At 39.5% G+C, this 22,281-nt stretch carries 10 protein-coding genes; 3 read left to right on the top strand and 7 right to left on the bottom strand.

Features of this window, described 5'->3' with window-relative positions:
* Positions 1–3: 3 nt before the first annotated feature.
* The 4 genes from BFP71_RS11920 to BFP71_RS11905 all read right to left on the bottom strand — a co-directional run bounded on the left by BFP71_RS11920 (position 4) and on the right by BFP71_RS11905 (position 9,771).
* Complete coding sequence (locus BFP71_RS11920) at positions 4–2,397, bottom strand: ABC transporter permease (protein WP_176723359.1); 2,394 nt, start codon at positions 2,395–2,397, stop codon at positions 4–6.
* A gap of 157 nt (positions 2,398–2,554) precedes the next feature.
* Complete coding sequence (locus BFP71_RS11915; protein ID WP_069835687.1) at positions 2,555–4,957, bottom strand: ABC transporter permease; 2,403 nt, start codon at positions 4,955–4,957, stop codon at positions 2,555–2,557.
* Positions 4,958–4,967: 10 nt separating this feature from the next.
* On the bottom strand, positions 4,968–7,343 hold the full coding sequence (locus tag BFP71_RS11910) for an ABC transporter permease (protein WP_069835686.1): 2,376 nt from the start codon (positions 7,341–7,343) through the stop codon (positions 4,968–4,970).
* 1 nt (position 7,344) lies between these two features.
* Entirely contained in the window at positions 7,345–9,771 is a 2,427-nt protein-coding gene (locus tag BFP71_RS11905) for an FtsX-like permease family protein (protein WP_069835685.1), read from the bottom strand.
* A gap of 150 nt (positions 9,772–9,921) precedes the next feature.
* Between BFP71_RS11905 and BFP71_RS11900 the strand changes: the two genes are divergently transcribed.
* From BFP71_RS11900 to BFP71_RS11890, 3 genes are all read left to right on the top strand, one after another.
* On the top strand, positions 9,922–11,295 hold the full coding sequence (locus tag BFP71_RS11900) for a sigma-54-dependent transcriptional regulator (RefSeq protein ID WP_069835684.1): 1,374 nt from the start codon (positions 9,922–9,924) through the stop codon (positions 11,293–11,295).
* A 12-nt stretch (positions 11,296–11,307) separates the two neighbouring features.
* On the top strand, positions 11,308–12,654 hold the full coding sequence (locus BFP71_RS11895; RefSeq protein WP_069835683.1) for a sensor histidine kinase: 1,347 nt from the start codon (positions 11,308–11,310) through the stop codon (positions 12,652–12,654).
* Positions 12,655–12,748: 94 nt separating this feature from the next.
* On the top strand, positions 12,749–13,993 hold the full coding sequence (locus BFP71_RS11890; RefSeq protein ID WP_069835682.1) for a cation:proton antiporter: 1,245 nt from the start codon (positions 12,749–12,751) through the stop codon (positions 13,991–13,993).
* 10 nt (positions 13,994–14,003) lie between these two features.
* Here BFP71_RS11890 and BFP71_RS11885 read toward each other — a convergent pair whose 3' ends face one another.
* From BFP71_RS11885 to BFP71_RS11875, 3 genes are all read right to left on the bottom strand, one after another.
* Positions 14,004–14,450 (bottom strand): hypothetical protein, encoded by a 447-nt coding sequence (locus BFP71_RS11885; protein WP_069835681.1) that lies wholly within the window; start codon positions 14,448–14,450, stop codon positions 14,004–14,006.
* A 290-nt stretch (positions 14,451–14,740) separates the two neighbouring features.
* A complete protein-coding gene (locus BFP71_RS11880; protein ID WP_069835680.1) occupies positions 14,741–18,592 on the bottom strand; it encodes a response regulator in 3,852 nt (1,283 codons plus the stop codon).
* Positions 18,593–19,016: 424 nt separating this feature from the next.
* Positions 19,017–22,253 (bottom strand): S41 family peptidase, encoded by a 3,237-nt coding sequence (locus BFP71_RS11875; RefSeq protein WP_069835679.1) that lies wholly within the window; start codon positions 22,251–22,253, stop codon positions 19,017–19,019.
* Positions 22,254–22,281: the final 28 nt, after the last annotated feature.

Here is a 22,281-nt window from a genome sequence, read left to right as displayed (position 1 = left end):
ATGCTACTCGTCTCTAAGAGAGGTGATAGGGTTTGCCGTTGCTGCTTTCAGAGACCTAAGTCCAGTAGTTAGAATGGCGATGATGATAGACATCACAATACTGGAGACGAAAATTAGCGGACCAATGCTAATGCTGTATTTGTACTCTTGGAGCCAAGAATTCATACCAAAATAGGCTAGCGGTGCCGCGAAGATGAAAGCGACCAGTACGAGTTTCAGAAATTCTAAAGAGAAGTTCGAAACCAAACTTGTTACTGACGCACCCAAGACTTTTCTAATACCGATCTCTTTCGCTTTTTGATTCGCCATAAAGGCCACCAAACCATAAAGCCCAAGACATCCAATAAATATGGAAATTCCCGCAAAAACGGTCAGAGACTGAGACATTTTCTCTTCAGTCTGATAAAACTCTTTTATTTGAGCATCTATGAAATCATAATCGAACTCATACTCTTCATGCATATCGTACCAGATTTCTTCTAGCTCGGATACGATTTCCTTTGTTCTGGCACCATTTATTTTAAGACCGATCGTTTGATTACGGACGGCATCAGAGAAGAGCATCATCGGCTCGATAGCTTCAGATAATGTAGTAGAATGAAAATTTTCTACAACCCCAACGATCGGATACTTATTACCCCAAACATTGGCTGTTTGTCCAATTGCATCTTGAGGGTTTTTGACACCTGCTTTTGCCAAGAAAGTTTCATTAACTACGAATTGGTTGATCGTATCGCTCTTTGAAACCCAATCACCAGCAATTAACCTTAGACCATAAGTATCAGCATAGGCCTCATCCACACGCTTGAAATGCACATTTATCTCCGTACGGCTTGTATCACTTGTGTAGTAATAACCATTTGTACCCATAATGGCACCAGAAAATGGCGGGTGTGACGCTACGGAAACTGATTTAACACCAGGAATATCTTGAACACGTGCTTTCCATAACTTTTGCTTGTCCAATTCACTTTCGGCCATATTAAAGAACATTACATGCTCTTTTTCATAACCCATATCTACTGTAGTGAAGAAGTTCATTTGTCGAACCGCTACAATGGTCCCGAAGATCAATACTTGACATAGAAAGAATTGAAAAACGACTAAGAAACGTCGCATGAACATATTACCGCCTTTAGCGTCAAGCGCTCCTTTCAAGGCAGATATCGGTTTGGCACTAGAGAGTACAAAGGCAGGATAGAGTCCGGCTAGAAGCGAAACTAATACTAATACACCGAGCAGATAACCAACCAACAGGCCATCGGTAAGCAAGGAAAGCTTTATTTCAAGTTCGAAAAAGTCGTTTACAACAAGTGGTAACAGCCTTTCAGTTAGCCCAATGGATAAAAGTAAGGAAATAAAGGTGATCATAAAGGTCTCCCCTAAAAACCTTAAAACAAGTTGTTTTCTGCTACTACCGAGCACTTTGCGCATGCCCACTTCTTTGGCTCTTTTGACAGCCATGGCGGTAGACATATTTATAAAATTGAAGCATGCGGTGATGATTAAGAAAAGACCAATTGCCGAGTAAGTCCATAAAAACTGCTTTGATGAGCCTCCGCCGAAGGTATTGAATCGATCATCGAAGTGATAGTTACTGAAATCAGACAAGACGAACTTTCGTTCATCCTTTGTCATGTTGTTCCAGTTTTTCTCAACAAAGTCTGGGAATTGTGCTTCTACATCTTCTGCGGTGGTTGCCTCCTCAAGCTGAAGGAAAATCACATTGTTACTGCTGATGCTACCCCACTCTGTAAATGGTTCGTCGGCCTTTTTGGTTTCCATAGAAATGAAAAATCCGAAAGGAAAGTCGGAGTTGTTCCGTGCATTTTCTAAAACTGCAGTAACTAGTAAATCCTTGCTCTTATTCAACCTAACTGTTTTACCTACAGCAGACTCTTCAGGGAAATACTTATCAGCCAACTCTTTACTGATGGCTACTGTATTTGGGCTTTTAAACGATTCTTCGACTGCCCCTTCAAGCAATTCCCAATCAAACATTTCAAAGAAGTTCGGCTCCACATAGACCACATCTGGAGATTCTTCATAATACTTTACCTCACCACTTTTATCGGTGACAGAAATGAGACCATAACCTTCGTGAGAGATCAGTGTCGCATTAGCCAAACCAACGATCTGTTCTCTTACTGCTTCTAACATTGGCAATGGAGAGCCTCCTCCTGGGTATTCGTTTCCATCTACATAGTCGATGTGCCCTACCCTGTATAAAGAATCAATGTTCTTATGGTAGCGGTTATAGCTCAGTTCCTCTTTCACAATTAGGAACATAATTAAGCTACACGTGATCCCTAGTGTAAGCCCAGAAATATTGATGATCGTAAAGGCTCTATTTCTTCTGAAATTGCGCCAAAGTATTTTGAAGTAGTTCTTAAACATGTTGTTGTATTTTGAATGCTTGGCATTTTCCATCCAATTAGAGTGCCAACTCTTTAACCCGCTTAATTACAGATACTTACAATAAAAAAACGTTTCCTACAATATAAGAAACGTTTGTTTTCAAAACACCTAAGTGTTTGTTTTTGATACAGTAATTCTAATCTGTTCTTAGGATATTGGTTGGGTTACTTTTGGCCACTTTAATTGACTGAAAACAAACAACTAACCACGCCACTCCTATCGAGGCGACAATAGCTATGGCATAGATGCCAACATTAATATCGATTCGATATTTAAATTCAGTCAACCAATCATCCATTACATAGTATGAAATAGGAACGGCAACCAGAAAAGCGATTAAACTGAGTATTACAAATTCTTTTGACAGCAATAGGATTAACTGCTTAATGGAAGCACCGAGTACCTTGCGAATGCCAATTTCCTTCAGGCGTTGTTCTGCTGTAAAGGTTGTAAGGCCAATTAGACCTAAAAGCGAAATGCCAATTGCCAAGGAGGCAAACGTGAAAAATACTTGACCTAAGCGTTGTTCTGCTTTATAATGTTGATCAAACTTATCGTCATAAAATGTATATTCTAATGGCCGATCTGGCACTAGTTCATTCCAGATACTTTCAACTTTAGCAATAGTACCTGACATATCTTCGGCACCTATTCTAAGGTTTAAGTATTCTGTCGCTTTGTTGTCAAGCACCACAAAACTTGGGGTAATTTCTGCCTTCAGAGATTCATTGTGGAAATCGCGCATAACCCCAATTACATAGCGATCCTTACTTCCCCAGACTTTAAGCTTCTTACCTAATGGCTCCTCCCATCCAAACTTTTTTACCCCAGCCTCATTAATGATAATTGCCTCTGATTCATCGCTAGTATTATTCTTATCAAAACCTCTTCCTGAGATCATTTCGATTTGCATGAGATCGATAAAATCTGCATCTCCTTCAAATAAATCGGCGATTACATAATCTTCTGATTTATCATCTTCATTTCCTTCAATCTCTCGCATTTGAAAAAATGTTATTGCGGCCCAAGTAAAAACACCATTAGAATAAGAGGATAATTCTACTGAGGGTATCTTATCTACCGCGGACTTAAAGACATCACCATTTTCATCAAACTCTTCGTAGGTATTGATATAAAGCGCCTGTTCTCGATTATAACCTAAGTCCTTGTTTTGAAGGTAACTCAATTGACTTTGGATGACTATAGTCACGACAATTAGCATTTGGGCTATCAAAAACTGTAGGAAAACCAACCCTCTTCTTACCGATTTTTTACCGCCAGCTGACTTTGACCCTCTAATAGCATCAATTGGTTTAAATCCACTCAATTTTATAGCAGGATATAACCCAGCAAGAATTCCAATCGATAGGTTAATGACAACTATAGTGAATAAGAATTCCAAGCTACCATAACTCAATTCTAAACTGCGATCGATGAGATTATTATATGCTGGCAATATCCGCTCAGCAATGGCAAAAGCGATAAAAACAGAGATCGTAGTGAGCAAAACAGATTCAGTGAGGTATAGTCTCAACAATTGACTTTTGTCAGCACCTATCACTTTCCTTAACCCAGTTTCTTTCGCCCTTTTGAGTGATTTGGCAGTCGCTAAATTGACATAGTTCACACAGGCGATCAATAAGATTAAAACAGCGATAGATGAGAATAAATAGACATAGCGAATATCACCTGTTGGACTAATACCACTGGTAAACCTCGATTTAAGATAGATATCTTCATAAGGTATTATGCTCGGTTCAAAGTTTGGATTCCCGTCTTCATCCTTGAAAAATCGACTACCAAAAAACTCTCGACCGACTGATCTCATTTTATTTAACATCTGTTCTTCAGATGTACCCTCTGCCTTTAAAAAGTAAGTATTAGCCGAGGTGCCCCATCTGCGTTGATCTTCATTATCATACTGACTCAAACTATTTAACAAGTTGATATTTGAGAATATCATAGAGAACTGGATGTATGAATTCTTCGGTGGATCGGCAGCCACAGCCGTTACATAATATTGGTCCTTTTTATCCATTTGAATTAACTGACCGATAGGATCCGTATCGCCAAAGAGCTTCTCAGCAATCGTTTCAGTAATCACTACAGAACTCGCAGCTTCTAAATTTGGCGTGCCTGTAATTATTTCAAAGTCAAAAGTTTTGAACAGGCTGTTGTTAGAGTAATACCATTCCTCATCGTAGAAAGTCTCATCACCCACATTGATTAGAGCCTTATAGCCTCCTGTTAATTGAACTAACTCTTCAATTTCGGGTACATTTTCTTTTAGAATACTTCCTGCTGGCAAAGAAAACTTATCACTGCCTGAAGTACCTTCAGGTGTATAATAAAGGGTCTTATAGGCATAAATTCTATCCTTCTTGGAGTGAAATTTATCAAAGGTCAACTCATACTTTACGTAGAGCCCAATCAAAAGAAACGCTGTGATTCCGACTGTTAAACCAAATAGGTTTAGTATCGTGAAAAACTTATCTCTGACTAGAGATCTATAAGCAACTAGAAGATAATTTTTGAGCATGGCTTTGAATTTATTCGTTTCTGAGTACTTGAGTTGGATTTGACGTTGCTGTTTTCATTGATCTGGCGAAGACCACTAGAATTACAAGCAGTATGGTAAGCAAACCGATCGTAATGAATGGCTTTGCAGAAAGGGAAACATGGTAAGCAAAATCGTTCATCCAAGTTTGAACTCCATAATAGGCTAATGGTATTGATATAAGGAAAGACAGTCCAATCAACCAGACCATTTCTTTGCTCAGCATCGATAGGATTTGACCAATTGATGCGCCGAGCACTTTTCTAATCCCAATTTCTTTAGTACGCTGATCGAGCTTATAACTTATAAGTCCAATCAAACCTAAAAAGGCAACGAAAAGACTTAAACCTGTGAAAATCGATATGATTCTGCTCATACGCTTTTCAGCTTGAAAGAGCTGATGAAACTTTTGATCAAAAAAGTAATAGTCTAATGGCTCATCTGAGAAACCTGCGTAGAGCGCATCGATTTTAGAGATGGTTTCATCAATCTCATCAAGGCGAATCTTAATATTAAACTGTCTATGCTCATCTCCTTTAAAGAACAACGTTGGCGCAATTGGAACACTAAAATCTGCATAATGAAAGTCTTCAACAACACCTACTATTTTGTATTTCTCGTCGCCATTGCCAGTGGTAAATCGTTTTTCATAGAAGCCATCACCAAGTACTTCAGCAAAAGACTCATTGATCAGAATGGCTTCATATCCGTCAATAGCATCGTTGAAATTTCTACCATCGATAACATTTAACCCCATGGTTGGCACAAAATCCGAATCTGCGTACTTGTATTGCGCCCGGTGATAGTCGCCATTTCCACCTACCTCAGTCAAACCGGTAAGCACTAAATTACCTATCATGCTAAAAGCACTGGAGGAAACATTGGTGATTTCAGGCAGTTGTAAAAGTTCGTTTTTGAAAGGGTCTACATTTTCACCTAACTGGCCTTTACTGTTGTCGAGCACAATTACTCCCTCCTTGTCGAAACCCAAGTCTTTGGTCAAACCATAATTCAATTGTTGATAAACAAAAATCGAAAACGTTGCTAACGACAACGAAACGACAAACTGAAAAACCACCAAACCGTTTCTGAAAGTTTTACTGCTACTTCCCACTTTATGATTGCCTTTTAAAACAACTGATGCCTTGAAGGAAGTAAGAATAAATGCTGGGTATACCCCGGACAAAACCCCTGTCATTATAGCGGTTAGCATTACTAAGGACAAGAGAAATGGGTAGTCCAAAACATTAACATTGAAGTTTTCAAAACCAAAACCACCCATGACTTTCAATGCTACTTCGGCAAGACCCATTGCTAAAAGTGCAGCACCAAATGTGAGTAAAAATGATTCTAAAATAAATCGTGTAATCAAGTCTTTTTTCTGAGAGCCCAGAACTTTCCGAACTCCTACTTCTTTAGCCCTTTTTGATGCTTGAGCTGTAGACAGGTTTACATAGTTGATTCCGGCTAGAATAATGATAAAAACTGCTATCCCAATAAATACAATTAGATATTGTCTATTACCTGGCGGAGAGGCTTCAAATTGAATATTAGACTTTAAATGAACGTCTGCAATATTCATAATCATCGGTAATCGAAGCTTATAAGAGGCCAAATAAGTCTCGAAATCTTGAGATTTATCTGTCATATCATATTGCGGTTTTGCAAATACTCGATCAGACAGATTTTGAATATTGTCCATTGGCTTCTCAAGTTTGAAATAGGTATAACCTACTGTACTATTGAAGCCTTGTTCTTTCAACATCTTTTCATAAGAAACAGGATATCGGGCAAGCACCTCAAACCTTAAATGTGTATTTGAGGGCAAATCTTGAACTACACCTGAAACTTCATAAACATCATTTGATACTAAGGTGGATAAAGAAACGCTTTCTCCTAATGGGTTTTTATCGCCAAACATCTTCTTAGACATCGACTTTGTAATCAAGATTGAGCTAGGTTTGTCAAACGCAGTTTCAGGGTTACCGTAGACAAAAGGAATATCAAAAACCTTTAAATACTCTTGTGTACTGTAGAAAACCGAAGGTTCGATTATACTCCCAGACTGTCCATACTTAATAGTGCCGCTGGTATGCGGCATAATATTCACCGTTGCTTCTACTCCAGCCACATTTTCTTGCAACATATTCATGTGAGTGATGGAAGCAAAGGCAAAATTCCTATTGCTCAAACGGTAAACGCGCTCATAATCTTTGATATGTTTATCATATGAAAATTCTTGGCTTACGTAAATACCGATCAGAATTGCTGTCGCGAAGCCAATAGCTAAACCACTAATATTAATGACGGTATACCCCTTACTCCTCTTAAGATTCCTTAAAATTGATATCAAATGGTTCTTGAACATATTATTCGCTTCTAAGTGAGTCTACTGGGTTGGACTGAGCAGCTTGGATAGACCTAATACCTGTGGTCACAATTCCTATTATTAAGGTAAAACCGATGGCTAGAGCAAACACGCCGATATTCATTTCAATTCTGTACTCAAAACCCGTCAACCAATCGTTCATAAAGTAGTAGCCAACTGGAGCGGCAATGGCAAATGCAATGAGTATTAGAACAATTAGCTCTTTAGAGAAGATTCCTAGTATCTGTTGAACAGATGCACCAAGAACTTTTCTGATTCCAATCTCTTTTTTCTTCTGGCTAGCCATAAAAGAAACCAAACCATAAAGCCCTAAACAGCCGATCATGATAGCAATACCTGAGAAGACTTGGAAAATCACCATAGTATCGGCCTCTTCTTCATAGTTTGTCATGATGTCTTCCGTCACTAAATTGTAATCGAATAGAATTTCTGGATACTGAGCGCTCCAAGCATTTTCCACAGTTTTCATAAGGTTAGTGAACTGTGCATCAGATACTTCATATTTTACAGCTCCTTCGTAAAAGTAGCCTGGAAACCTCACCATAATCATTGGGTCGATTTTCTCTCTTAAGTCTTTATTATGAAATGCCTTGAATACACCGACTATCTTTTTATCATTCGCAAATCCAGTTTCTATATCCAAGCCGATTGCGTCCTGAGGATCATCAATCTCCATCAATTTCAAGATGTCCGTTGAAACCAATGCTTCTGTAAGCGTATCGTTCTTTTTGATGTCTCTTCCGGCCAAAAGCTCTATTTCAAATAAGTCTAAATAGTTGTCATCTATGACTTTAAAGGCTACATCGAAATTCTCGCTCAAACCTAATGGAGCATAGTTAAAGGTCGATCCAATGTTGGATTCACTTAAAGGGCTAGCATAATTGTAACTGACCATTTCTACTCCTGGAAAGCGTAGCAATTCATCTCTTAATGGATTCAACTTAGATTCTTCATTCGATGGCAATTGGAATGTCATGATGGAAGATTGTCGAAAACCCAAATCTTGTTGAGAGAAATATCTCATTTGGGCGATTACAACTAAGGTGCAAATCACCAAAACTTGAGAAATAAAGAATTGGAAAACAACGAGTCCTCTTCTTGTATTAATATTTCCAGATAGAGATGATTGCCCCTTACTTCTTAATACTGCTACAGGCTTGAGTCGTGACAAGACTAGCGATGGATATAAACCCGCGAATAAGGTCACACCTACTATGATCAAACAAGTCAATAATAGCAGTTGTGGGTCACCAAATAAGTTTAATGAGAGACGATTACCGATAACGGATTCAAAGTTCGTCATCACTAACTCTGCGATTCCCATGGAAAGTGTGACTGCCACTACTGTGATGATAAAGGTTTCTCCCAAAAACTGAAGGATCAATTGTCCTTTGTATCCACCTAGGACTTTTCTAATACCTACCTCTTTTGATCTTTTGATCGCCAATGCAGTTGAAAGATTCACAAAGTTGATACAAGCCGTGAGCACCAAAAAGAGTGCTATTGCTACTCTAAAAATGTTGGTTTGGGGTGACTCAGCAGAACTACCATAAGTATTATATTCTGGCTGGAAGTGAATATCCTTTAAAGCTTGAATGTTGAAAGCGGTGCTATTTTCAGTAGCTGGAATATACTTCTCTGACATAGCTGGTAAAACCGTCTCTATCTCTTTACTCGATACGTTTTCGTTCGCCAAAAAGTAAACATTGGCATTTGAAGAGGTAGATGTCCATGAATCTGGTTGATAGAAATCAAAAATGGTTTCTATGGCTTCATATTCTATGAATAACTCAAATGGAAGTGATAAATTCTTTGGAGGGTCTGCGATTACACCAGTCACAAAAGTGGTAAGCTCGTTGTTGAGTTTAATCTCCTCACCTAAGATCAGGTCAAAGCTTTTTTCATCTGCTAGACCAAAATATTTTTTAGCGATGGAAGCCGTAATGACAATAGACTTTGGCTTGTCTAACGCAGTATTAGGATCACCAATGATCCATTCGTAATCGAAGACTTTGAAATAATCTGGATCAGTAAAACTAATTCCCTCACTCTGCTCAAAATGAGTCCAATCACCGTTTCTTTTCTTTACACTGATTTGATTCTCACCGATGTAGAAAGTTCTTACTGGTATGCCTAAATCGGGATAGTCTGTTTTGAATGCCTTAGCAAAAGGGTTAGGAATTCCAGCTTCTAACTCGACCAAATTTGGGTTTTCGACACGTTTAACAAAACGATAAATTCTGTCAGACTTTATGAAAAACGAATCAAAGCTCTTTTCAAACAGTACAATTTTAAACAATACTAAAGCCGCACTTATCCCAAGTGCAAGACCAAAAATATTGATGATGGTGAAACTTCTGTTTCGTAGTAAGTTTCTAATCGCTGTGATAAAATAGTTCTTAAGCATATCCTATTATTTGAAAACACCTTAACCAATCTGATGCCAAAAATTTAAAGCACTGAATATCAGATATATACAATCCAATAATCGACTAGATATAAAATAATTCGTTTGTTTTCAATACATTTAAGTGTTTGTTTTTGATACAGTTCAAATATGGCTAAAACGGAAGCTAAAATACTCGTAGTAGATGATGATGTTGATATTTTAAATACAGCCCGAATGTATTTAAAACAACAGTTCACGCTAGTACAAATTGAAAATACCCCTGAAAACATCCCACTTCATTTCGACAGAGAATCATTCGATATCGTCTTGCTCGATATGAATTTCAGAAAAGGTGAAAATGATGGATCTGATGGCCTTAAATGGCTCAATGTGATTCTCAATCTTGACCCCAACGCAATAGTCATTTTAATTACGGCTTATGGTGAGTTTGACTTAGCCGTAAAAGCCATTAAAGCCGGGGCGACTGATTTCATCACTAAGCCATGGAAGAATGAAAAGCTATTTGGCACTATAACATCTGCGCTCAAACTAAGACAGAGCAAATTAGAGGTCGATAAACTCAAAACTACTCAAAAGACTATTTCGGATGATATCGACCAGAAATTCGAAAACTTTTTGGGAGAATCGGAGCCTATGCTCAGGGTTTTCTCTCTGTTAAAGAAAGTTGGCCCAACAGACGCCAATGTGCTTATTCTTGGAGAAAACGGAACAGGAAAAGAATTGGCGGCTAGAGCGCTGCATCGTCAGTCCTCTAGATCCAATGAAGTTTTTATCAGCGTAGATTTGGGCGCCATCAGTGAAACCCTATTCGAAAGCGAACTCTTCGGACATGCAAAAGGAGCCTTTACAGATGCCAAAGAAGACAAACCGGGACGTTTTGAAGTAGCATCAGGCGGTACACTTTTCCTAGACGAAATCGGTAATCTTTCTATGCCCCTACAGGCAAAACTTCTATCTGTTTTGCAAAAGCGGAAAGTAAGTCGGGTGGGTTCAAATAAAGAGGTATCAATTGATATTCGACTTGTATGTGCTACGAATATGCCTTTATACGATATGGTGAAAGAAGGCACTTTCCGTCAGGATTTACTTTATAGAATTAACACCGTAGAATTGAGAGTGCCATCATTAGCAGAGCGTAAAGACGACATGGAGCTATTGGTGAAGCACTTCATGAATATGTATGGCAAAAAATACAAAAAGCCTAACATGCGCATAGATGCTGCTACCCTAAACAAACTCAAACGCTACAATTGGCCTGGTAATATCCGAGAATTACAACATGCTATTGAGCGTGCGATCATCTTATCTGAAGAGAATAAATTGACAACCAATGACTTCTTATTACAGACCTCTAGTCAATCAGAAAGTAGTGCGGATGAGACGCTGAACTTAACAGAAATGGAGAAAAGGTTAATTCTGAAAGCATTGGACAAAAACAATGGTAATGTCACTAGGGCCGCTAAAGAGCTAGGGCTCGATAGACTTGCCCTATATAGAAGACTTCAAAAATACGGACTGTAAGGAATTAGAATTATGGTATCTAAACGGTTTGCACTTCTTGTCATAATTAGAATCATTTTACTAATGCTAACCTTGGTGGCGTTAGCTTTTATTTTCGCTAGAACCGAGCTTTTCTTCAATCAGATCATCCTGCTTGGTGTTATCATCCTACAAGTATCGGAACTCATTCGTTTTGTCACCTATACGAACAGGGAATTGGCTAAACTGCTTTTAGCGATTCGTTATTCTGATTTTTCAATCTCTTTTAAAGGTGGAAAAAGAGGCAAATCGTTCAGAGAATTACAGGAAGCTTTCGTGGAAATTATTGAGGCCTTTAAAAAAGTCAGTGTTGAAAAAGAGGCCCAATTTCGATTTTTAAAGGTCATTATAGACAATATTAAAGTCGGAGTAGTTGCCATCAAAGAAGAGTACTCCATTGAGTTAATGAATGAAGGAGCGCAGGAAATGCTCAAGATTTCTACCCCCAATTACTGGAAGCAGTTTCATCAGCTTCTCCCCCATTTGGCTCAAGAAATTGAAGACATGGAAGATAATGAGAAGCGGTTAATTGAATTGAATATCAAAGAGGAGAGACTACAAATATCGGCTCAAGTAAATCGATTAAAAATTCTGGGCTATAGATATACGATCGTTACTTTTCAAGATATCAAGAGTGAAATTGAACAGAAAGAAATTGAAGCTTGGCATAAGTTGATTCGTGTGCTGACGCATGAAATCATGAATTCTGTGACGCCGGTCACCTCGCTTACAGAAACCATGCTTATGCTTACCGAGAAGGATGGTGTGCCGTTACCGCTCAACGAGTTGACTGAAGAAACTTTGGAGGACCTCCGCTTTTCAATGAAAACGATTCAAAAAAGAAGCGAAGGTCTATTACACTTCGTAGATGACTACCGCAGATTGACTAAGATAAAAGCCTTGGAGCTTGAAGAAATCCAAGTGAGCGAGTTGTTAGAAGAAATGGCCGTTTTACTAAGCAGCGAAGCCGAAAAGTCTAATGTAGAAATTCGCATTTCTGCCCCTCACTATTTGCGTATTAAAATGGATAGAAAGCTAATCGAGCAAGTCTTGATTAACTTGATTACCAATGCCCGACATGCGCTTGAAGGTTCGGAAAACGGTACTATCACGTTAACTGCCTATGAAGACGGCGCTGGCCAGATCATCGAAGTGAAAGATAATGGTACAGGTATAGAGATAGATAAACAAGAAGAAATCTTTGTACCGTTTTACTCCACAAAAACCGAAGGCTCTGGAATTGGACTGAGCCTATCCAAGCAGATCATGAAAAAACATAAGGGTGACTTAACAGTGAAATCGGAAATAGGCGTTGGCTCTCGGTTTAGATTACATTTCTAATTTCCACTGTGTATCATTTAGAAATTAATGGCCAAATCATCGTTAAATTACTTATTCGGCTTATTTTTGACTTGCAAAATTTGAAAACCCATCCATGGATATTTTCACCATCATTACCATTCTAATTGTGCTGTCGGCATTTTTTGCCTTCGTCAACACCAAATTCTTAAAACTCCCTTTTACAATCGGCCTAATGATCATTGCTATCTGCTTTACACTGGCAATTATCGGCTTTGGCCAGTTCGAGCATAGGATTTTAGATGAAGCCATGCTATTAATCGAGTCCATCGATTTTAAAACGGTATTGCTAGAGGTAATGCTAAGTTTCTTGCTTTTTGCTGGTGCTATGCACACCAAGTTAGATGGGTTGGCTAAGCATAAAGCGCCCATTTTAATGTTTTCAACGCTCGGCGTATTGATTTCGACCTTTTTGGTCGGTGGAATGTTCTATTACGTTGCGCAACTGATAGGTCACGAAATAGAATTCATCTATTGTTTGCTGTTTGGAGCACTCATTTCCCCGACAGATCCCATTGCGGTATTAGGAATTTTAAAGGATGCTAAGGCCCCTAAAAAGCTAGAAATTAAGATTGTTGGAGAATCCTTATTTAATGATGGCGTTGGCGTTGTAATCTTTTTGGTGATTCTTTCTGTCGCTCAAAAGGGTATTGACTCCGTAAATGCTGAGGAAGTAGGGTTTCTTTTCTTCGAAGAAGTGTTTGGTGGTATTGCCCTCGGCTATCTTTTAGGTTGGGTAGGTTTCAAGCTCATGAAATCGATCGACCATTATGAAACCGAGGTTATGATTACGCTGGCCTTAGTCATGGGTATCTACTCTGTAGCTAGCTATTTTCATTTTTCAGGGCCTTTGGCCGTCGTTGTAGCTGGAATTTTCATTGGAAATAAATCACCCGAAATCGCTTGGTCTGAAACCACGCATAATTACGTCAACAAATTTTGGGAGCTGATCGATGTGTTACTCAATGCCATACTTTTCGTACTGATTGGGCTAGAGTTATTAATCGTGGATAACAGCAGTGAATTCGTGTTGTTAGGCCTTTTAGCCATACCGATCGGCTTAGCGGCCAGATTCATTGCACTTGCAGGTCCTATTTATCTCTTTAAAAAGAAACTTGACTTTATTCCAAAGACTAACCTAATCATGACTTGGGGCGGGATAAGAGGTGGTATTTCAATCGCTTTAGCATTATCCCTACAGCCCGAAATGGAAAGAGAATTATTCCTTACAGTTACCTACGTGATCGTGGTATTCTCAATCATCGGACAGGGTTTAACGTTAGGGCCATTGGTCAGGCGTATTCTTAAGAAGGCAGCATAAAAATTCCTGATTAACGAATAAGTGGCAACAGCCACTTTAGGGCCACGGCTGACCATACGATAAGCACTCCTGCCCGACTAAAAATCTTCTTTTTTGCCAACAACAAGTAGAAGGCAAATGCCAATAAGTATAGTAGGCCAAAAGGATACCTTGGTATATGGAATGGCAACGAAACAAAATCCATCAGTTCGAAGAAGCCGATTAGGATGGGCATAGAAAAAAACAGCGCTCTTTGGCCTTTACTCAACCGTAGTGAATTGTAGCTTTCAATTGCCGCAAAAAAGGAAAAAAAGATAAAGGTATACTGGCCAATACCATAACCCTTCAAATAAGGTGTATAGTCGATTAAACTACTGAGCGCAAGTAAAACGGTGGCTAATTTAGTAGTCCGTTTCTTAATTTTGCCAGCCCAAATCAGCGCAATTAGCGCTGCCAATAGTGTAATAAGTAAACTCATTTACACCATCAATTTACCAAAAAGGAGTCAACTAAATTTCTTCGATGATCGAATAATGATCAAAAAAGAAAACCCTCCGCATTGCAGAGGGTTTTGATTCACCTAAACACCGAAAAAGTGTTTCGCAAAACACTCAGTCAGATTTCTTGTATTGATTAATATGTTAGTTCGATTTATGAAGACTTGCTAAAAAATCTTCTAGTCGTAAAATTCGGAGAAAGGAGAATGGCCTACAATACCTAAAATTAGGTATTTGTCTGACGTGAGACTGATGTATATGTTTTGAAAGTTTACTGTTCTAATTCCAGAAGTTCTAAAGCTTGCGCTCTATTCTTAACCCCTATTTTAGTGTATAGATTCTTGATGTGAAACTTTATAGTATTGGTAGAGACATACATCTCTTCCGCCATTTCGGCATTTGAATACCTTTTGGAGATCAGTTTTAGAACTTCGATTTCACGCGCCGAAAGATTGTATTCGCTTGCTAATACACTCGTATTATCCTCGACTCCATTGGCATTAACTTTATTCAGTTCTTTGACTGCTTTGATTACTTTGATCCTGTTCTCTAGAATATTCTTAATTCGAGCAAGAAATACTGCTGCACTGAATGGTTTGGTCAAATAATCATCGATACCCATGGTCAGGGCATGTAGCCTATCTTCAGTCTCAGTTCTGGCGGTAAGCATAACAACAGAGACTTGATGCAAATTAGAATTCTGTTTAATTGACGCCAGCAACTCAAACCCATCCATTTCTGGCATCATCACGTCAGATATTACAATATCCACATCCTGTGATTCGAGTACATTAAGGGCTATTCTTCCGTTTTCGGCAGTCAGTACTTTAAAATATGGCTCTAGCGTTTTGGCTATAAAATTCCGCATATCTGGGTGATCCTCTGTAATAAGCAGCACTGGCTTTTCTACAGAAAACGTTTCAGCATAATTCGTCAAGACCTCCTTCAGCGCAATATCTAGCACTTGATTATCAGTATTGATTAGCGGTAATATTAGCTCACTTTTCGCCTCTTTTCTTGGAAACTTATATTCGAATTTGGCACCTGGAGCTACATTCTTGATCACATTAAGTTGCCCTTGCTGCAATTCGGCTAATTCCTTTGCTAAGGCAAGACCAATTCCAGTTCCACCCTCTGCTTTCTTTTCTGGCGACTCTGATTGATAATAGCGATCAAAAATATACGGAAGATCGTTTTCGTCAATTCCAATTCCATTGTCACTCACGGTCAGGCTAACCTCTCCTGCCGTAGTCTCCAATACTTCGATTTTAATCTTTGATTCAGTAAACTTTAGTGCATTTGAAAGCAGGTTTCGGATAATCTTGCCCGCTTTTTTCTCATCCATCAGGAGGGTTAAATCCTTAGGAAGACCAAATACGAATTCGAAATCGATATTGCGCGTTTTTGACGCTGCACCATACTCGTTCAGAATATCCTTAATAAACTCATGGAGTAATACCGGATTTTCAACCAAAGAAAGTTTACCGGCATCGAGTTTCGCCAAGTCCAATATCTCTTCCACCAAAGACAACAGGTTTATACCATTTCTTTTGGCTACTCGTAAGGTTTCTCGCACTTCCTCATCCTTGATTTTACCGCTATCAACCAATGATTCCAATGGCGCATTGATTAGCGTAAGTGGTGTCCGTAATTCATGAGAAATATTGGCAAAGAAGCGAGATTTCACTTTATCTAAGGCCTTCAATCTGTCGGCCTGCTTTTGGATCAGCTCTTTATCCCTTTCTGCCTGGTCCTTTTGCTCTCGTATTTCTACTGTGCGCTCACTGATTATTTCTTCAAGCCTTATCTTCTCATTTTCTAAGCGTTGCACATTTAGCCTTACGATCAACCAAACAATCAAGACTAATAGGATCAAGTAGACGCCATAAGCCCAATAGGTAAAGTACCATGGGGTAGCAATCGTAAAAGTAAATTGCGCTTCTTCGCTGACTTCCCCATAAAGGTTCTTCGCCCTTACTTTAAAAGTGTAGGTACCTGACGGAAGGTTAGTATAGTTTCTATCTGCTTTATCGGTCCAAGGAGTCCAAGTCTTTTCTGTACCCTCCAGATAGCTTTCAAAGCTCACCCTTTCCAATTGATCGTAATAATTGGATGTAAATTCGAAGTGAAGTGCGTTTTCTTTAGAAGCTAAATTCATTGCTGGTTGTTGAGCTAAGCCTGCATAGATCAAGGAATCGCCTTTGTTACTTACCCTCACTGATCGAATTAATGCCTTAAAACCTGATGGTGGTGCCTGATTAAAATCCCAATCATAGTGTCTTAATCCCGTGCCAGCAATCCATATATTATTTCCACCCAACCCTGTTACATACTCTGAATTATGACCTGAAATTCGTTCGAACGGAGAATACTGGATCGTATATTGATCATTTGCTTTTTTGAGTACTGATTTCCCACCTGGGCTCAATGAAGCGAAGATATTTCCGTTTTCCATCTCTATAAATCGGAAAACATACTTGTCTTTTAGTAAGTCCTTAAATTGACTGGCTGGCTCAAATTTATCATGCTCAGCATTATAAGTGAAGACTCCTTTAGCAGTAGCAAAATATAACCCATCGCTGTGCCTAAATACTCGATTTCTCTCTTGCAAGGGCAGACCATCTTCAACTCCATAAGTTTTAATAGACAATACGCTGTCCTTTTCTGAATTCAGGTGGATTTTAAAAACGCCTGTGCCCGAATCTGTCATCCAAAGGTCTCCATCCTCTGTCTGTTCCAGAAAGTCCATCTGTTTGTTAAAGCCCTTTATCTTACCGTTGTATTGCCATCTGCCATTCTTCTTTTGGAATGTAAATAGATTACCTGCGATACTGCCCATGATTATAAAGTCGCTGTTTTTTAGCGCGACAGCAGCCCACAATCGTTCACCTCGATACAAGGTTTTTACCCCATTATTCAATATTTGTACAAACCCTGCATTCCCAGCCGAGAAAAAGTCATCACCATGTTTGACCGTCATCCAAACCCGTTCATTGGAATTCCAAACGGGTGTAAATGGCTTGTAATCACTGTTTAGACTTTGCCAAGGGCTATTATCATCTTTAGCTACCAGCCCTGTAGCAGTAGAAACATAGGTCTTGTTTTTCCATTTCTGAGCATAGAGTACGTAACCTTCCACGCCATGTCGATCATCTATAATCGTAAATGGAGTATTGATAACAACGTGTGAAATAGACCCGTGCTGAGCGATCCAAAGGTTGCCATCTTTATCATGGAAAATATCTTGAACTAGGCCGTTACTTGGAAGTCCAGTGCTTTTGTCAAATTTCTGAACTAATTCACCGGACCGATTGATAATCACTACACCTCCAGTGATCGTTCCAAAGGCGAAATAATCCTTACCGATGCATTCTCCAGAAAAGGCTTTCTGTTCCTTTAAGAAGTCCGACACCTCCGTTTGCCAAGGCGTCACCTTTTCGAAATCATATCTCAAAAGTCCATTGTGCTGGCTAACAAAAAGTAGCTCATTATCAGAGAATTTAAGGATTTTCCTAAAAGTAAATCCTTTCAGCTCACTAGAGTTAGGAAGCACTTGAAAACTATTTCCATCGAAAACTAAAATCCCTGATTCAGACCCTTGGACATAGTATTTACCATCGATTAAGTCAGATTGCCCAAATCGCTTTTCGCTAGTAACGGATTGAAACACCTCTTTTACAATATCATAGATCAACAACTCCGCTGAATTACGATAAATAACCTTTTCACCCACTTTTTGAACATCCCAAATGTCGGTAGACCTCTCTTTGTTGGCAGGTAATAAGTGGTTTAAGGATTGAAATTTTAATTGTCCGACAGTGTCTGGCTCAAAATAGCCCAATAGACTTTTGCTTGCTGTATAAATACGCCCGTCTTCGGAAATGGAGATTCCCCTAAAAGCATCATCTGAAATACTCCCATCTACGCCCCAACGGATGCCGTCAAATTCAACCACTCCCGAAACATTCGTGAAATAGAGTAGACCACTTTCACTTTGAGCAATCCGATATGACTGTTCGTGGGCACCATAATCGGTATGTAGATAATTCTTGATAAAAGGTGAGCCAATCTGCTTGATTTCAACTGAGCGCTCTTCTTGAAATGGATACGAGGTGTTACCCACAAAGAGAATTAACAAAAGGCATGTTACACTCTTTGCCAAATAGTTCAAGTACGGTTTAGACGTAAATAATGGACTATTCAACGACGTATTTAGTAAAGTTTTGATTACACCTCAATATAGCTACTTAGTGTGGGGACACAAAATGTAAGTACTGACATATATTTTGAATGATATAAAAAAGACCTCCACTTATTGGAGGCCTTTGTTTGAGGGAAGTATTTTACTGACTGACACTACTGACTAATAACTCCCCTGCTATGATTTCTATTGGTTGAGTACTTAAGCTTAAGTATTACAATAATTCAAAAAATATATGGGGTACAGCCTACCCCTTTTGGGTAGTTTTAAAAAAAGGTCGTTAAATCAAACGATAACGACCTTTTGTCCTATAAAACAGTGTGTTTTTTTACCTTTTAATGGATTTCTAATTCCCCTTTTTTTCAGGTCGTTTCCATCTAATCGGTGCTTTAGGTTCGGGCTTCAAGATAACTTCCTGAGTTTCTAGTAGCCTCATTGCTTCCTTAATGGCGGCTTCTAACTGAGGGTCTTTACCTGAGATGACCAATTTAGGAAGCTGTTCTACTTCAATGTCTGGCGCTACGCCAATTCCTTCTACATCCCATTCGCCATCTACATTGAAAAAGCCACCTCTCGGTGCCACCATTCTTCCATTATCAATAAAAGGTGGCGTATCCCAAGTTCCTACAAGGCCTCCCCATGTTCGAGTGCCGATAAGTGGACCTATTTCCATTTGCTTAAACATAAATGGCAACAAGTCTCCACCTGAACCTGCCCTTTCATTAATGAGCATAACCTTTGGCCCCCAAATTCCGGCACTAGGCGAAGGGAAAGGCGTATTTCCTGCTATTCTACTATTAAAATAGCCGTGCAACTCACGAGACATAACGTCAACCATATGATCCGCCGCGGAACCTCCTCCATTATTTCGCTCATCGATTACAGCTCCTTTTTTATGCTGTTGAGAGAAGTAGTATCTGTTGAAATAGGTATAGCCTCCATTTCCCGTATTCGGAACATAAACATAGGCTAGTTTACCATTTGAAAGTTTGTCGACTAGTCTACGGTTGCCTTCAATCCAATCGCGTTGTCTTAATCCATTTTCACTCCCGATAGCGGTTACTACTATTTCTCTAGCTCCGTCTCTTTTTAGTTTATCATTAATCAATAGCCTTACTTGCCTATTCGATGTCCCTTCAAAATAGCTATAGAAGTTTTCAGCAGTGGACAATGGTTGACCATCTACTTCTAGAATGTAATCTCCTTCCCTAACATCTATACCGGGTATAGCCAAAGGTGCAGTTAGATTAGGATTCCAACGTTCTGCAGTAAAAATCTTCTCAATTTTAAACCCATTCTTGTCTTTCTGAATGTCGGCACCTAAAAGCCCTACTCTATCACTAGTAAGTCTTGGGTAATCGCCGCCAGAAACATATGAATGCCCAACCGCGATTTCACCACTGATAATATCCACAATGTAATTCAAGTCCGAACGATGTCTCACATGTTCAACCCATGGCGAATACCATTTCCAAACATCATCCCAAGGGGCTCCATGCGTATTATCTACATAGAGAAAGTCGCGCATGTATCGCCATCCTTCCTTTAAAATCTGCTTTGCTTCCTCTTTCGGATCGACTTTAACTCGAACTCCACTAACGTTTAACCTACCATCGCCTGGTTTTTTAGGGCCGCCACTTGTTGATATTATACCCCAGTTTCCTCCGCTGTTATACAGTAAGTTTTTACGATCGGCCGAAACAACCCCTGAGCTAATACTCGGCAAAAAAGTAATGGCTTTTGCTTCATTTACGTCATATCTCCAAAGCTTAGTGCCCGCATTAGGCACAGACTCGGTATAAAAGAACTGCCCTTTTCTGCCTGGCATCATCTGTGTAAAATTTCTCGCCTGCATTCTGATTGGAACAATTCGATCCTGAATACCTTCTATGTCAATATTAACGACCACATCGCCAGATTTCTTTTCTTCCTCTTTTCCAACTGGCTCTTCATCGCTTTTTGCTAAAAATGGAGACTTCCCGTCCTGATCTAATACGATCAAATAGGGCACTCTAGTGACAGGCATATTAAAAGAGCTCATATCCAACCAGCCACTAGCCATGCCGTAATCAGTGCTCGCCAAGAAGTATAAATAATCGCCGCTCTCATCCCACACTGGAGAAATGGCATCGGCCATATGATCTGTTAGCTGATAGGTTTTTCCAGATTCAATTTGATGGACTTTTACGGCCTTGAACTGATTTTCTTGTTGTTGCACATAAGCAATCCACTTACTATCTGGCGACCACTCTGGGTTAAGCGATCGGTTTGGATGCGCAAAACGATCAGTATCTACCTTCTTAGCCTCTCCCGATTCAACATTTACATACCAAAGCGCATAATCGGTATCGGTGTAGGCAATAAATTGACCATCGGGCGACCATTGGGGTCTGAAATAGAAATTCTTACTCGGTAGTGAGATTGATCTAGGTGTTTCAAGTGCCATTTGGTCGGCAATCATTAATTCATACTCTCCTGACTCGTCCGAAAACCAAGCTACTTTATCTCCCTTTGGCGACCAAAGCGGGCTTCTATCCGCACTATGACTAGTATTGGTTAAGTTTCTCCAGTTGCCATCTTTCTTAGGCACTGTGAATATATCGCCTCTAAACTCAAAAATCGCTCTTTTGCCTGTTGGTGAAATCTGAGCATTGGTTAATTGTCTGCCAGTCGCATTGACCCACCTTGGCCTACCCCAATTCATATCGCCCGCTACAGTTATATTCAACTGCTGCGCATTACCAGAATTCGGGTCGAGCAGATGCAAATAGCCGCCTTGCTCATAAACAATTCTACCACCTCCAGCATCTATATTTTTGACATCAAAGTCTGAATGGAAGGTAATTTGTGTTTCTGTTTTAGTCTTTGGGTCAAAACTCCAGATATTATTCGCATAATCTTTTTCCGAGAGGTAGTAAACTTTATTGCCAAGCCATAACGGGCTCGTATGTCGTTCTCCATCTGTTTGCGGAGTTTCTATAAGGTTGTAGTTTTTCAAATCCACAATCCAAATCGGCTTGGCTTGTCCACCTCTGTGATTTCTCCATTCCGGATCCCAAAATGAAATCTGTTGGTAAGCGATATGCTTTCCATCTGCCGAAATCTGGCCGTCTACTCCTCTGGGAATGGCTAAAGCCGACGGGTGTCCTCCATTCGGAGATACACTATAAAATTGAGACTCTTTTGTAGGATGGCTTTTCCTCCCAGAACTGAATAGAACTTCTCCTTTTGGAGTCCATCCAGTCACGTTATCGGCAGAAGGGTGCCAAGTGAGTCGCTTGGGTTCTCCGCCAGTAGCGGGCACCACAAAAACATCGGTATTCCCATCATATTGCCCTGAAAAAGCAATCATAGTTCCGTCTTTAGAGAAGTGTGGGTTAGTTTCAGCACCGTTATTCGAGGTAAGTCTTTTGGCGTTGCCACCTTGCCTATCTACAATCCACAAATCATTTGCATAAACAAAAGCGATGTGACTTTCAGAAACCGTTGGTTGCCGCAACAACATGGTACCCTGTGAGTAGCTTTCAAATGGAATTGTAAATAGTGCAATGAGAAACAGATAGATTGAGGTATGTTTTTTCATGGTTAAGGGATTATCTGCTTGAATTTAT

Source organism: Roseivirga misakiensis (assembly GCF_001747105.1).
Taxonomy (GTDB): domain Bacteria; phylum Bacteroidota; class Bacteroidia; order Cytophagales; family Cyclobacteriaceae; genus Roseivirga; species Roseivirga misakiensis.
This window is presented reverse-complemented; position numbering and strand designations above follow the sequence as displayed.